This is a genomic window from Sphingomonas mollis (genome assembly GCF_016427505.1).
Classification (GTDB): domain Bacteria; phylum Pseudomonadota; class Alphaproteobacteria; order Sphingomonadales; family Sphingomonadaceae; genus Sphingomonas; species Sphingomonas mollis.
The window spans coordinates 22462-35380 of record NZ_JAELXS010000009.1; the positions used below are offsets into that span (position 1 = coordinate 22462).

Below are 12919 nucleotides of genomic sequence, written 5' to 3' on the forward strand. Positions count from 1 at the left end.
GCGTGATTTGCGGTGGACTGTCCTCCGTCTTTAGTCACGAGCGGAGTTCGATGCCGGATTTCGCAATCACGATGCCTCGTCATTGCGAGCACAGCGAAGCAACCCAGAGCAGCGCTTGGGATACTGGGTTGCTTCGCTACGCTCGCAACGACGAGATCTTTATTAACAAGATTTTGATACGAGTTTGTTGAAGGCCCGTATCGATAGACAGGCTGTCGCGCGAAGTGGCACCTCGATACGCCCCGCGGGCTGTTCGATCTTTACTTGCCACGAACAGGTATCAGTGGAGGTTGCGCACCTTACCGCCGGCGGCGCAGGCGCTCCACGACCTTGGGCAGATGGTCGATGTAATTCTGCTCCGAACACCGCTCCAGCGCGAATGTCCGGGCCGTCGCGGCGATCGCTTTCCGGCGAGCGGGATCGTTCAACAGGGCCGTGATAGCGTCCGCCATGGCTTTAGCGTCGTGTTCGACCGTCAGGATGCCCGTCTGCCCATTGATGACGTAATCGGCGATGCCGGGTGCCTCCGTCGCGATGACGGGCGTTTCCAGCAGGAACGCGTTGACGATGGTGACATGGCCCGCCGCCACCGCCCGGTCGGCCATCGGCAGTATGATCGCCTCGGCACCGGCGATGACCGCCATGGCCGCCTCGAACGGGATGTTCGTGCGCACCTCCACATTGGCCGGCACGGTCAGGCCGACCATGTTCACCGGCCGGGCGACGATCAGGAAACGGGTATCGGGCAGCAGCGCAGCCGCCGCCAGCAGCATCGGATAATCTCGATTGTTGCCGCCGATCGAACAGACATACGGGCCGGCCGGCACCGTATAAGCGGTATCGACCACCGGCATCCCGACGCCCCACAGGACGGTTTCGAGGATCGCCGGGTTCAGGCCGAAATGCTGCGCATATTGTGTCCGTTCGCTCTCCGCCGACACAACAAGCAGGCCGATATCGGCCAACAGCTTGCCGCGCGACGCGCTCTGGGCGGGCGGTGGCAAGGGCGTGTAGTTGAAGAAGTAATTCGCATGCGGCACCGACACGCGCAGAATGCGGCGGGCGAGTTCGATCGCCGCCGCATTGCCGGGGCCGAACGACAGGATCAAGTCGCTGTGCCGTGCCGCGAAGACCGCCTTCAGCGATCGAGCCAGCCGCGCCAGCTTCTCGCCGCGACTGCCGGTGCGTTGCTGCGGGATATCGTGGAAGTGCCAGTCCACCGCATCGATCCGGTCGGCAAGCCAGCGCCATCCCGGCGCGCCCTCACGAATAAGGGAGACGACGGGTTTCTTCATCGGCAGACAGCCATCGGGGCAACGACGCCGAAACGCCGCTGCCCCAACCGACCCACCAAACCGGTGTGCGACAACCGATGTTACTCGGCTGCGGCCGTACCCTTGGCCGGACGCGTGTCGCGGCGCTCGGCGATACGCGCCGACTTGCCGGTGCGGCCACGCAGGTAATACAGCTTCGCGCGACGCACGGCGCCCTTGCGGACGACGTCGATCGAATCGATGTTCGGCGAATACAGCGGGAACACGCGCTCGACACCCTCACCGAACGAGATCTTGCGCACGGTGAAGCTGGAACCCATCCCCTTGTTCGAGCGCGCGATGCACACGCCCTCATATGCCTGGACGCGGGTACGCTCGCCCTCGACCACCTTCACGCCGACGCGCAGCGTGTCGCCGGCGCGGAATTCGGGGATCGCGCGCTTTTCGGTCAGCTTGGCGATCTGCTCGGCTTCGAGCGTCTGGATCAGGTTCATGTCTTCAATCCTCGTCGTGCCGCGCGCCAGAGGGAGATCGGACCCGAGCGCCCTCATGGCGCTCCCACAGGTCCGGCCTCCGTAGCCGTGTATCGATCTCCGCCTTCGACTTTCGCCAGGCCGCGATCTTCGCATGATCCCCCGATCGCAGCACTTCGGGGATCGTGCGCCCTTCCCATTCATTGGGGCGGGTATAGTGCGGATATTCGAGCAGGCCGCTTTCGAAGCTCTCGTCATCCCCACTAGAAGGCGCGCCCATTACCCCAGGCAACAGCCGGACGCAAGCATCGAGCAGGACCAGCGCCCCCATCTCGCCGCCCGACAGGATATAGTCGCCGATCGACACCTGTTCGATCCCGCGCGCCTCGAACAGCCGCTCGTCGAACCCCTCGAACCGCCCGCACAAGATGGTGAGGCCGGGGCCGGCGGCCAACGCCCTCACCCGCTTCTGCGACAGGGGGGCGCCGCGCGGCGTCATCGCCAGCATCGGCAGGCCGGGCGCGGCGGCGGCGGCATGATCGACTGCGCGCGCCACTACGTCGGCTCGCAGCACCATGCCGGCCCCGCCCCCCGCCGGCGTGTCGTCGACCGAGCGATGGCGATCGGTGGCGAAGTCGCGAATCTGCAACGGATCGCACCGCCACCGTCCTTCGTTAAGCGCGCGACCCGCGATGGACAGGCCAAGCGGACCCGGAAACATCTCGGGATACAGCGTCAGGACTTGCGCGATGAACGTCATGGCTTCCCTTTCCCCTGAGCCGGTCACAACGCAAGAGGCGGTGGACGACTGCGTCATCATCGGCGCGGGGCCGGCGGGGCTGACGGCGGCGATCTATCTGGCGCGGTTCCGGCTGAACATCCGCCTGTTCGATTCCGGCGACAGTCGCGCCGCGTGGATACCGCGCACAAACAACCATGCCGGCTATCCCGATGGCATCCCCGGCCGCGACCTGCTGCGCCTGATGCTGACCCAGGCGGAGCGGTTCGGCGCGGTGCGCGAGGAGGCGATGGTGACGGCGATCGAGCCGGTGGGCGACGGATTCATCGTCCGCATCGGCGATCGCGGCGTCCGTGCCCGCTCCGTGTTGCTGGCGACCGGCGTGGTGAACAACCGGCCCGAGATGGACGTCGATCTGCACAGCCGGGCGCTCGCCGCCGGCCTGTTGCGCTATTGCCCGATCTGCGATGGATATGAGGTAACCGATCGGCGCGTCGGCGTGATCGGTCAGGGCCAGCATGGGATGAAGGAGGCGTTGTTCCTGCGCGCCTATACCCGTGACGTCACGCTGGTCAGTCCGGTGGAGGATATGGAACTGGATGCCGCCTGCGAAGCGGCGCTGGACGATGCCGGTGTCGTCCGCGTGCAGGGGCCCTGTGGCGGCTTCGCCATCGAGGGGGAGCGTTTCGCCTTCGATACCGCAGAAGGGCGAATGTCGTTCGACAGCGTCTATCCGGCGATGGGGTCGGTCATCCGATCGTCGCTGGCGGTGGCGGCCGGTGCGCGGGCGACGGCGGAGGGGTGCCTGGAGGTGGACGATCACCAGCGCACCTCCCTGCCCGGCCTGTTCGCAGCGGGCGACGTGGTGAAGGGGCTGGACCAGATCAGCCATGCGATGGGCGAAGCCGGCGTCGCCGCCACAACCATCCGCAACATGCTGTCGGACCAGCGGCCGATCAGGCGCTGACGACCATCGCCGTCTGTAAAAATTAATGGGCAAGTCGTGCGCCGCGAGGTTCCGTCGATATCGATCGTACGACGCCGCAACACCATCGTCAGGACCAGCGACTATCCAAACGGGTCATGATTATTGATGCCGTCACATGTCATGAAAATCGCGGATGTCGTTGCATCACCTGAAAAATTCAGGGAGCGTATTTGCCAATGCCGTTGGTTACGATGGCCATCGCTTTTTGGCATAACCACTGCCCAAAAACATAAATTTATGTCAATATACAAGATCATACATTTGTTGTACCAGTCATGCGCGGACATGTTATGGACGGTCATCGCTGAACGGATATCCGGGCTTCGGCGACCGAGAGATGCTTCGTGCTCCCGCCCTAACGCGGGAAATGATGATGAGTGCCCCTCCGACACCTTTGCAATCGCTGATTCGGAATCTGTCGCTGCGGGCACCGCTGGATGCCGACGACTGCCGGATGATCGCCGAACTGCCGGTCACGATGCGGACGCTGGAGGCTTCCACCTATGTCATCCGTGAAGCCGAGCGGCCGGGCCTGTGTTTCGTCCTGACGGCGGGTTTTGCCTTTCGCCAGAAACTGACCGGTGACGGGTCGCAACAGATCATCGCCCTGCACATACCGGGCGATCCGATCGACCTGAACTATATGGCGCTCGATGTAGCCGATCACAGCGTCCAGATGCTGACGCGCGGAGACATCGCGGTGATCGTGCGGTCCGACGTGCAGCAATTGGTCAAGGCACGGCCGGCGGTGGGGCATGCGCTGTTCGTCAATATGCTGGCAGAGGCATCGATCTCGCGCGAGTGGATCGTCAATGTCGGACGGCGCAACGCCCTGACGCGGACGGCGCATCTGCTATGCGAGCTGGGCGCCCGGCTGGAAGCGGCCGACCTGATCGATGAATATGGCTATATGCTGCCGATGACGCAGGAGCGGCTGAGCGACGCGCTGGGTCTGACATCGGTGCATGTGAACCGAATGTTGAAGGCGCTGGAGGCCGATGGCCTGATCTCGCGTACGAAGCGCAAGATCAATTTTCCGCAATGGGAACGGCTGCGCAGCATCGGCGACTTCAACCAGCGCTATCTGCATCTGCATACCGACCTGTTCAGCCATACCGGCTGACGGTCAGCCCGGCCTACTCGACGAAGAGCGGGTCGATCACCAGCCGCTCCGGCGACCATTCCGGCACGGCCTCGGGTCGCATCGGCACCATGAAGCGCTTGCCGGTGGGGCGTTCGATCTCGATCACGTCCCCTGCCCCGAAATTGTCGATGGCGACCACTGTGCCCAGTGCATCGCCATCAGGCGTGACGGCTGGCAGATCGAGCAGGTCGGCATGATAATATTCGCCCTCGGCCAGCGGCGGCAGGGCGCTGCGCGGCACGGTCAGCGTCGTGCCGCGCAGCGCTTCGGCGGCGGTGCGATCCTCCACCTGCGTGAAGCGGGCAATCGCCCCATTGCCGCCATGGCGCAGGGACGTCAGCGTCAGGGCACCGTCGTTAAAGCTGTGGTGCGCCGCGAAATCCTCGGCAAAGACCTTCAGGCGCACCTCGCCCGCGATGCCGTGCGCACCAATGACAGCGGCAAGCGTGACGGGCTGCTTCGTATCAGCGTTGGTGGGGGGAGCCATCATTCTCCGGGGGCGTACCATCGCCGCCCTCGGCGGGCTGCTCGGCCGATCGACCCTCGTTCGTCGCGTCCTCCATATCGTCGGGCGCGGTGCGGGGGTCGGGGGTGGGGTTCGTATCCATCGTCATCATGCGTCACTCCTGCTGGATAGCGGGACAACGCATGATGACGCGGATCGGCTGCCTGTTACTCGGCGGTCGCGTCGGCGGGGGCCTCGGCGGCCTCCGGCTCGGCGGCAGGTGCTGCCTTCTCGGCGGCGGCGGCTTCCTCGGCGGCCTTCACCTTTTCGGCACGCTCCTCGGCGCGCTCGGTAGCCTTCTCGCCGGGCTTGCCCTTGTTCGGGTTCTGGCGAGCGGCACGCTCACGCAGGCCGGCGGCGTCGAGGAAACGAGCGACGCGGTCGGTGGGCTGCGCGCCGACCGACAGCCAATGCTTCGCACGGTCGGCATCGAGCACGACGCGGTTCTCGGCATCCTTGGCGAGCAGCGGATTGTAGTTGCCGATCTTCTCGATGAACTTGCCGTCGCGCGGTGCGCGCGCATCGGCCACGACGATGCGGTAATACGGGCGCTTCTTGGAGCCGCCACGCGACAGGCGAATGCTGATGGCCATGATATTCTTCCTTCTTGGTATCGTGATCCCGACAGGCGCCGGGACAGGTTGGTTGGGGTAAGGCCCTCTCGCCGCCGCAGCGGGATCGGGCAGGTCGTTATTTCTTCTTGAGAAGTCCTTCGAAGCCGGGTGGCAGCTTGGGCATGCCGTCGGCACCGCCGCCTAGGCCGGTAAGCCCGCCCCCCGCCTTGCTCATCAGGTCGCCCATGCCGGCGCCGCCGATGGCATTGCCGAGCCCGGCCATACCACCGCCCATGCCGCCCTTGCCCAGCATCGCCATCATGCCCTTCAGCCCGCCCATCTTCTTGATCTTCTTCATGGCGGTGGACATTTCGAGGTGCATCTTCAGGAGCTTGTTCACCTCCTGAACCGTGGTGCCGGAGCCCTTGGCGATACGGATCTTGCGCTTGGCGTTGATGAGTTCGGGCTTCGAGCGTTCCTTGGCCGTCATCGACCCGATCATCGCATCCATATGGATCAGCATCTTGTCGCTGCCCGGCTGGGCGGCGAGCGCGCCCTGCGCCTTCTTCATGCCGGGCATCATGCCGGCCAGCGCGCCCAGGCCGCCCATCCGGCGCATCTGCGCCAGCTGACCGCGCAGATCGTCCATGTCGAACTGGCCCTTGGCCATCTTCATGGCCATGCGCTCGGCGTCTTCGACCTGGATCGATTCGGCGGCGCGCTCGACCAGCGACACGACGTCGCCCATGCCCAGGATACGACCGGCTACACGCTCCGGATGGAACGCCTCAAGCGCATCCATCTTTTCGCCGGTGCCGGCAAACTTGATCGGCTTGCCGGTGACGGCGCGCATCGACAACGCGGCACCGCCGCGTGCATCGCCGTCCATCCGGGTCAGCACGATGCCGGTCAGCGGCACCTGATCCGAGAAGTTCTGCGCGACGTTGACCGCGTCCTGACCGGTCAGCGAATCGACGACGAGCAGGATTTCCTGCGGGCGGGCGATGTCGGCGACCGCCTTCATCTCGTCCATCAGCGCCTGATCGACGTGCAGACGACCGGCGGTGTCGAGCATCAGGACGTCATAGCCCTGCAACTTGGCCGCCTGCATCGCGCGGCGGGCGATCTCGACCGGCTGCTGGCCGGCGATGATCGGCAACGTCGCGACCTCGACCTGCGTGCCGAGCGTCGCCAACTGCTCCTGCGCATTGGGGCGATTGACGTCGAGCGACGCCATCAGCACCTTCTTGCGCTCGCGACCGGTCAAAGAACCCTGGGTCAGGCGTTTGGCGATCTTGGCGGTCGTGGTCGTCTTGCCCGACCCCTGCAGGCCGACCATCATCACGACCGCGGGCGGCGTGACATCGAGCAACAACGACGATTCGTCGGCGCCCAGCATCGCGATCAGCGCGTCATGGACGATCTTGACGACCTGCTGACCCGGCGTGACCGAGCGTAGGACGTTCTGGCCGATCGCCTGTTCGGTCACCTTGTCGACGAAATCGCGCGCGACGGGCAACGCCACGTCGGCTTCGAGCAGCGCCACGCGCACTTCGCGCATCGCCGCGCGGACATCCGCCTCGGTCAGCGCGCCCCGGCCACGCAGGCGATCGAAGACGCCGCCAAGCCGGTCGCTCAAGCTCTCGAACATGGTGTCACCAACCTCAAAACACGCCAAACGCAAAAGCGCCGGCGGGCGAAAACTCGCCGGCCAGCGTGCACGCCGCGCAAAGGGCGGTCGTGCTGATCTTCAGCGTTCGACAACGAACGTGAGTGGTCCGATAGGCGAATGCGACGGGATTGGCAAGGACGGCCGCTACCAGCCGCCGCCCGTCTCCTCCAGATATTGCCGCTCCGCCTCGCTGCTGTCCCGCCCCAGCGCGTCGTTGCGGCCGGGGAAGCGGCCGAACCGCTGGATCACCGCGCGATGGTCGCGCGCGAAGGCCAGATTGTTCTCGATACCCAGCGCGGCATATTTCTCGACGCACAGATCCTGCGTCGCCGCGTCCTCTGCGTGCATCAGCGGCAGATAGAGAAAGACGCGCTCGTCATCGGTATAATCGACGTCCCACCCCCGCGCGATCGCCTCGTGCGTCAGCGACAGGGCCAGCGGATCGGCCGCGAACGCCTCCGCCGTGCCGCGATGGATGTTGCGAGAGAATTGGTCGAGCAGGATGATCGCGGCCAGCAACGTTTTCGGATCGTCGCGCCACCCCGCCGCGCCGGACGCCAGCACCGCGTCGCGCCATGTCCCGAACCGGGTGGCGATGGTCGCATCGAGCGCCTCGTTCTTTGCGAAATGCTCTTCGGGGGTCAGCGCGAACCAGAAGTCGAGTATCGCGCCGGCGCGTTCGCGTGGCTGGTCGTGGACTTGCGCGTCGTGCGCCCCTAAATCGCCGGTCATGTCGCCTCCTCCTGCGGCCGAGGTGGTCAGCCTCGGATGTCGCCTCAACATTGCCGAAAGCGAAACGATCCGCGCCCTGATCGCGGGGCGGGACATGGTCGTCGTCAATAGTTGCGCCGTCACGAACGAGGCGGTGAAGCAGACCCGCGCCGCGATTCGCCGCGCCGCCCGCGACCGGCCCGGGGCAAGGATCGTGGTCACCGGCTGCGCCGCGACGATCGATCCGGCGAGTTTCGCGGCGATGCCGGAGGTCGAGCGCGTCGTCGCCAACGACGCCAAGCTGCTGCCCGCCAGCTGGGGCCGCACCGAAGCCCTGCCCGCCACCCTGTTCGACGGCCATGCCCGCGCCTTTGTCGAGGTGCAGAATGGCTGCGACCACGCTTGCACCTTCTGCATCATCCCGCAGGGGCGTGGTGCCAGCCGGTCGATCCCGGCCGGCGGGGTGGTGGATCACATCGCGGCACTGGTCGATGCCGGCCACCGCGAGGTCGTGCTGACCGGTGTCGACCTTACCAGTTATGGCCACGACCTGCCGGGTGCGCCATCGCTCGGCTTGCTTGTCGAGCGCATCCTGCGCGGCGTGCCCGGCCTGATGCGGTTGCGGCTGTCGTCGCTCGATTCGATCGAGATCGACGACCGCCTGTTCGATCTGGTGACGAGCGAGATGCGGGTGATGCCGCATCTCCACCTGTCGCTGCAGGCGGGCAACGACATGATCCTGAAGCGGATGAAGCGCCGCCATTCCCGCGCCCAGTCGGTGGCGCTGGTGGAGCGGATCAAGGCATGCCGGCCCGACGTGGCGATCGGCGCGGACCTGATCGCCGGCTTCCCTACCGAGGATGATGCGATGTTCGCCGATACGCTGGCGCTGATCGCCGATTGCGACATCGTCCATGCGCATATCTTCCCCTATTCACCGCGCACCGGCACGCCCGCCGCACGGATGCCGCAGGTCGATCCGGTCGTGCGGCGCGAGCGGGCCGGCCTGTTGCGGCAAGCAGCGGCCACTCGCCGGGCGGCATGGCTGGCGGCGCAGGTCGGCGCCGTCCGCACCGTGCTGGTCGAACGACCGGGCACACGCGGCCATGCCGACGACTTCGCCGACATCCACCTGACCGCCCATGCCGACCCCGGCACCATCGTCCGCGCCGCGATCACCGGCGCCACCGACACCCATCTCATCGGAACCACGGTATGAGCACGACCCCCTCCTGGCATGACAAGCTGCTCGGCGGCTTCCGGCGCACGTCCGACCGGCTGGTCGGCAACCTCGCCGGCCTCGGCACCGCGCGGCTGGACGACAACACGTTGGAGGAGATCGAGGAGGCGCTGATCGCCTCCGATCTCGGTCCCGAGACGGCGGGCCATATCCGCACCCGGCTGGCCGAGGGCAGTTTCGAGCGGAACATGGAGGAACTCGGCATCCGCCTCGTCGTCGCCGAAGAGGTGGAGAAGGCGCTGGCCAAGGTCGCGCGGCCGCTGGAGATCGATGCCTTTCCCCGACCGCAGGTGATCCTGGTCATCGGCGTCAACGGTTCCGGCAAGACGACGACGATCGCCAAGCTGGCGCATCTGTTCATGGAACAGGATTACGGCGTGATGCTGGCCGCGGGCGACACGTTCCGCGCCGCCGCGATCGGCCAGTTGCGCACTTGGGCGGACCGGGTCGGCGTGCCGATCGTCACCGGCAAGGAAGGCGGCGACGCGGCCGGCATCGTCTACGAAGCCGTAAAGCAGGCGACCGCGACGGGTATCGACGTGCTGATCGTCGACACCGCCGGCCGCCTGCAGAACAAGCGCGAGCTGATGGACGAACTGTCCAAGATCCGCCGCGTGCTCGGCCGCCTGAACCCGGAGGCGCCGCACGACGTGGTGCTGGTGCTGGACGCCACCACCGGCCAGAACGCGCTGAACCAGATCGAGGTGTTCAAGGACGTCGCCGGCGTCACCGGGCTGGTCATGACCAAGCTGGACGGCACCGCGCGCGGCGGCGTGCTGGTCGCAGCGGCGGAGCGCTTCGGCCTGCCGATCCACGCGATCGGCATCGGTGAGGGCATGACCGACCTGCGACCGTTCGACGCCAACGAGGTCAGCCGGATCATCGCCGGGGTTGAGGGAGTGAAGAAGTGAGCGGGCTGATGATCCTCCCCGGCACGGGGAGGGGGACCGCGCGCATAGCGCGTGGTGGAGGGGGGTCGCCGCGAGCGGGATCTCCCGTGGCACTCCCCCTCCACCAGCTTCGCTGGTCCCCCTCCCCGTGCCGGGGAGGATTTTGATGAGCAGGAACGACAACTCCTCCGGCCTGCGCATGGGCGTCGACTACGCGCCACTCGTCGTTTTCTTCCTCGTCAATTTCCTTGCCCCCGCCGAACCGATGATGCGGCTGGTGGCGCAGTTCAGCGGGATGCTGTCCGACATGGACCGGCTCGGCGCGCTGGTGATCGCGCGGGTGATCTGCGCGACGACCGCGTTCGTCATCGCCACCATAATCGCGATCATCGTGTCGAAGGTAAAGCTGGGCAGCGTGTCGCCGATGCTGTGGATTTCGGGCGTGCTGGTCGTGATATTCGGCGGCCTGACCGTCTATTTCCACGACCCCCGCTTCATCCAGATGAAGCCGACCATCGTCTACGCCACATTCGCCAGCGTCTTGGGCTTCGGCCTCATTACCGGGCGACCGTTGCTGGAGGGATTGCTGGGTTCCGCCTATCCGGGCCTGTCGGCGCTCGGCTGGCGCAAGCTGACGCGTAACTGGATGATATTCTTCGTCGCCATGGCGATCCTGAACGAGATCGTCTGGCGCAACGCCGGCTGGGATTTCTGGGTGGGGTTCAAGCTGTGGGGCGCGATCCCGCTGACGCTGGGCTTCGCGATCGCGAACCTGCCGATGCTGATGCGCCACGGGTTGCAGGCGGGCGAAGGCGCGGTGGCGAAGGAGTTGCCGCCGGAGTGAGGGGCGGTCGTAAAACCACCCCTCTCCCCATCGTCATGCCAGCGAAGGCTGGCATCTCCCGGTAAACGGTAAGTACCTCACCACAGGGAGACCCCAGCTTTCGCTGGGGTGACGTCGGATGTTTGTCGGGAGTTACGCCGCTACCGCGTCGTAACGCTGACCGACCTTGTCCCAGTCGACCACGTCCCACCACGCCTTCAGATAGCCCGGCCGGTCGTTCATATACGTCAGGTAGTACGCGTGCTCCCACACGTCGTTACCCAGCAACGGCGTGCCCTGCTCCTTGGCGTCGTCCATCAGGGGATTGTCCTGATTGGGGGTCGACGTGACCTTCAGCTTGCCGCTCGCATCGGCGATCAGCCATGCCCAGCCCGAGCCGAACTGGCCCGCGCCCTTGGTGTTGAACTCTTCCTTCAGCTTGTCGAGCCCGCCGAAATCGCGGTCGATCGCCTCGGCCAGCTTGCCCGATGGCGTGCCGCCGCCCTTCTTCATGGTGTTCCAGAAGAAGTCGTGGTTCCAGAAACCGCCGCCATTGTTGCGGATGCCGGCCGGCAACGTCGAGATCTGGCCGAGGATTTCCTCGATCGTCTTGCCTTCCAGCTTCGGATCGGCGGCGACGAACTCGTTCAGCTTGTTGGTATAGGCGGCGTGGTGCTTGTCGTGGTGGAACGTCATCGTCTCTTTCGAGATTGTCGGCTCCAGCGCGTCGTAATCATACGGAAGGGGCGGCAGTTCGAACGCCATGGGGCTTCTCCTGATTGGGCCTGAATTAGACGGTGCGAGAAACGCACGCCGCGCTCAATTGGTCCCCCGGCGTGTGTTACGCAACCGTTCCGATCAGATCGTGGCGGCGCAGCGCATGGCGAAGCTGGTCGTACGACAGCCCCAGCGCATCGGCGGTCTGGCGCTGGTTGAAGCGGTTCTCGGCCAAGCTGCGGGTCAGCAATTCCCGCTCGAACAAGGCCACACGCGATTTGAAGTCGGATGGCCCGACCTCGCAGGCGGCCACCTCGTCGTCCTGCCCCGCCTGATCCGTCGGTGCGTTGCCCGTCGTTTCGACCCGCGGCGTCGGCGCCCCCTGCCCCTGCCCCTGCCCCTGATTCTGGGGCCGATAGGGCGACGCGAACGGATCGATCTCGATCGAATCGATCGGCCCGCCCTGTTCCCAGCGATACACCGCCCGCTCCACCACATTACGCAATTCGCGGACGTTGCCGGGCCAGCGATGCTTCAGCAACTGATCCACCGCCACTGGACCGAAGCCGGGCCAGCGCTCCCGCCCCAGCTCCGCCGCCATCCTTCGTCCGAAATGATCCGCCAGCACATGGATGTCGCCCGCGCGACTGCGCAGCGGCGGCAGCGTCACGACCTCGAACGACAGCCGGTCGAGCAGATCGGCGCGGAACTCGTGCCGGTCCACCTTGTCGGGCAGGTGTTCGTTGGTGGCGGCGACGATGCGCACGTCGACCCGCATCGGCCGCGACGATCCGATCCGCGTGACCTCGCCATATTCGACCGCGCGCAGCAGGCGTTCCTGCGCAGCCATCGACAGGGTGCCCAGTTCGTCGAGGAACAGCGTGCCGCCATCCGCCTCCTCGAATCGCCCGACGCGCGCCTTGGTCGCGCCGGTGAAGGCTCCCGCCTCATGCCCGAACAATTCCGCCTCGATCAGCGTTTCGGGCAGCGCCGCGCAGTTCATGACGACCAGCGGATGGTCCCAGCGCTGGCTGAGGCGATGGAGTCGCTCGGCGACCAGTTCCTTGCCCGTCCCCCGCTCGCCGATGACCAGCACGGGGCGGTCGAGCGCGGCCGCGCGGCTCGCACGTTCGAGGGCATCGAGGAACGCCCCCGACTGACCGATGACCTGGCTGGCCCGTTCCATCGC

The 12919-nt window shown here is 65.9% G+C and carries 15 protein-coding genes; 5 read left to right on the plus strand and 10 right to left on the minus strand.

All coding sequences use genetic code 11. The annotated features are described in order from the left end of the window. Positions 1-299 precede the first annotated feature (299 nt). The 3 genes from JAO74_RS15090 to trmD form a co-directional block, all read right to left on the minus strand. Positions 300-1295, minus strand: coding sequence for a glycosyltransferase (locus JAO74_RS15090; RefSeq protein ID WP_199039949.1), 996 nt, complete (start codon positions 1293-1295; stop codon positions 300-302). Positions 1296-1375: 80 nt separating this feature from the next. Continuing rightward, complete coding sequence (rplS, locus tag JAO74_RS15095) at positions 1376-1768, minus strand: 50S ribosomal protein L19 (protein WP_056525635.1); 393 nt, start codon at positions 1766-1768, stop codon at positions 1376-1378. 4 nt (positions 1769-1772) lie between these two features. Beyond that, the gene (gene trmD / locus JAO74_RS15100) at positions 1773-2507 is read right to left on the minus strand and encodes a tRNA (guanosine(37)-N1)-methyltransferase TrmD (protein WP_199039952.1); all 735 of its coding nucleotides are present in this window, start codon (positions 2505-2507) and stop codon (positions 1773-1775) included. Here trmD and JAO74_RS15105 point away from each other — a divergent pair. Continuing rightward, positions 2497-3453, plus strand: a complete 957-nt coding sequence (locus JAO74_RS15105; protein WP_233151065.1) for an NAD(P)/FAD-dependent oxidoreductase — start codon at positions 2497-2499, stop codon at positions 3451-3453. The two genes, trmD and JAO74_RS15105, sit on opposite strands and share 11 nt — an antisense overlap. A 415-nt stretch (positions 3454-3868) precedes the next feature. Further along, positions 3869-4597, plus strand: coding sequence for a Crp/Fnr family transcriptional regulator (locus tag JAO74_RS15110; protein WP_233151066.1), 729 nt, complete (start codon positions 3869-3871; stop codon positions 4595-4597). Between the two features lie 13 nt (positions 4598-4610). Here the strand turns inward: JAO74_RS15110 and rimM are convergent, their stop codons facing one another. The 5 genes from rimM to JAO74_RS15135 all read right to left on the minus strand — a co-directional run bounded on the left by rimM (position 4611) and on the right by JAO74_RS15135 (position 8081). Next, positions 4611-5105, minus strand: a complete 495-nt coding sequence (gene rimM / locus JAO74_RS15115; protein WP_416194319.1) for a ribosome maturation factor RimM — start codon at positions 5103-5105, stop codon at positions 4611-4613. Further along, positions 5083-5235, minus strand: a complete 153-nt coding sequence (locus JAO74_RS15120) for a hypothetical protein (protein WP_199040344.1) — start codon at positions 5233-5235, stop codon at positions 5083-5085. Before JAO74_RS15120 ends, rimM begins: the two co-directional genes overlap by 23 nt. A gap of 55 nt (positions 5236-5290) precedes the next feature. Further along, complete coding sequence (gene rpsP / locus JAO74_RS15125; RefSeq protein WP_199039962.1) at positions 5291-5716, minus strand: 30S ribosomal protein S16; 426 nt, start codon at positions 5714-5716, stop codon at positions 5291-5293. Positions 5717-5813: 97 nt separating this feature from the next. After that, positions 5814-7328, minus strand: coding sequence for a signal recognition particle protein (gene ffh, locus JAO74_RS15130; protein WP_199039965.1), 1515 nt, complete (start codon positions 7326-7328; stop codon positions 5814-5816). A gap of 165 nt (positions 7329-7493) precedes the next feature. Then, positions 7494-8081 (minus strand): DUF924 family protein, encoded by a 588-nt coding sequence (locus JAO74_RS15135; protein WP_199039969.1) that lies wholly within the window; start codon positions 8079-8081, stop codon positions 7494-7496. Here JAO74_RS15135 and mtaB point away from each other — a divergent pair. From mtaB to JAO74_RS15150, 3 genes are all read left to right on the plus strand, one after another. Next, positions 8080-9279, plus strand: a complete 1200-nt coding sequence (mtaB, locus tag JAO74_RS15140; RefSeq protein ID WP_199039972.1) for a tRNA (N(6)-L-threonylcarbamoyladenosine(37)-C(2))-methylthiotransferase MtaB — start codon at positions 8080-8082, stop codon at positions 9277-9279. The two genes, JAO74_RS15135 and mtaB, sit on opposite strands and share 2 nt — an antisense overlap. Next, entirely contained in the window at positions 9276-10211 is a 936-nt protein-coding gene (gene ftsY, locus JAO74_RS15145; protein WP_199039976.1) for a signal recognition particle-docking protein FtsY, read from the plus strand. The genes mtaB and ftsY overlap by 4 nt, the downstream gene beginning before the upstream one ends. Before the next feature lie 145 nt (positions 10212-10356). Then, a complete protein-coding gene (locus JAO74_RS15150) occupies positions 10357-11034 on the plus strand; it encodes an inner membrane-spanning protein YciB (RefSeq protein ID WP_233151068.1) in 678 nt (225 codons plus the stop codon). Between the two features lie 132 nt (positions 11035-11166). On the opposite strand, the gene JAO74_RS15155 is transcribed toward JAO74_RS15150, so the two are convergent. Then, a complete protein-coding gene (locus JAO74_RS15155) occupies positions 11167-11778 on the minus strand; it encodes a superoxide dismutase (protein ID WP_199039979.1) in 612 nt (203 codons plus the stop codon). A 76-nt stretch (positions 11779-11854) separates the two neighbouring features. Beyond that, the gene (gene pspF, locus JAO74_RS15160) at positions 11855-12916 is read right to left on the minus strand and encodes a phage shock protein operon transcriptional activator (RefSeq protein ID WP_199039982.1); all 1062 of its coding nucleotides are present in this window, start codon (positions 12914-12916) and stop codon (positions 11855-11857) included. Between the last annotated feature and the right edge of the window lie 3 nt (positions 12917-12919).

What these genes read in the sequence shown, in the direction of transcription:
- JAO74_RS15090 (WP_199039949.1), bottom strand. Translation starts at nt 1,295, where the DNA reads ATGAAGAAACCCGTCGTCTCCCTTATTCGTGAGGGCGCGCCGGGATGG.
- rplS (WP_056525635.1), bottom strand. Translation starts at nt 1,768, where the DNA reads ATGAACCTGATCCAGACGCTCGAAGCCGAGCAGATCGCCAAGCTGACC.
- JAO74_RS15105 (WP_233151065.1), top strand. Translation starts at nt 2,497, where the DNA reads ATGAACGTCATGGCTTCCCTTTCCCCTGAGCCGGTCACAACGCAAGAG.
- trmD (WP_199039952.1), bottom strand. Translation starts at nt 2,507, where the DNA reads ATGACGTTCATCGCGCAAGTCCTGACGCTGTATCCCGAGATGTTTCCG.
- rimM (WP_416194319.1), bottom strand. Translation starts at nt 5,105, where the DNA reads ATGGCTCCCCCCACCAACGCTGATACGAAGCAGCCCGTCACGCTTGCC.
- JAO74_RS15120 (WP_199040344.1), bottom strand. Translation starts at nt 5,235, where the DNA reads ATGATGACGATGGATACGAACCCCACCCCCGACCCCCGCACCGCGCCC.
- rpsP (WP_199039962.1), bottom strand. Translation starts at nt 5,716, where the DNA reads ATGGCCATCAGCATTCGCCTGTCGCGTGGCGGCTCCAAGAAGCGCCCG.
- ffh (WP_199039965.1), bottom strand. Translation starts at nt 7,328, where the DNA reads ATGTTCGAGAGCTTGAGCGACCGGCTTGGCGGCGTCTTCGATCGCCTG.
- mtaB (WP_199039972.1), top strand. Translation starts at nt 8,080, where the DNA reads ATGTCGCCTCCTCCTGCGGCCGAGGTGGTCAGCCTCGGATGTCGCCTC.
- JAO74_RS15135 (WP_199039969.1), bottom strand. Translation starts at nt 8,081, where the DNA reads ATGACCGGCGATTTAGGGGCGCACGACGCGCAAGTCCACGACCAGCCA.
- ftsY (WP_199039976.1), top strand. Translation starts at nt 9,276, where the DNA reads ATGAGCACGACCCCCTCCTGGCATGACAAGCTGCTCGGCGGCTTCCGG.
- JAO74_RS15150 (WP_233151068.1), top strand. Translation starts at nt 10,357, where the DNA reads ATGAGCAGGAACGACAACTCCTCCGGCCTGCGCATGGGCGTCGACTAC.
- JAO74_RS15155 (WP_199039979.1), bottom strand. Translation starts at nt 11,778, where the DNA reads ATGGCGTTCGAACTGCCGCCCCTTCCGTATGATTACGACGCGCTGGAG.
- pspF (WP_199039982.1), bottom strand. Translation starts at nt 12,916, where the DNA reads ATGGAACGGGCCAGCCAGGTCATCGGTCAGTCGGGGGCGTTCCTCGAT.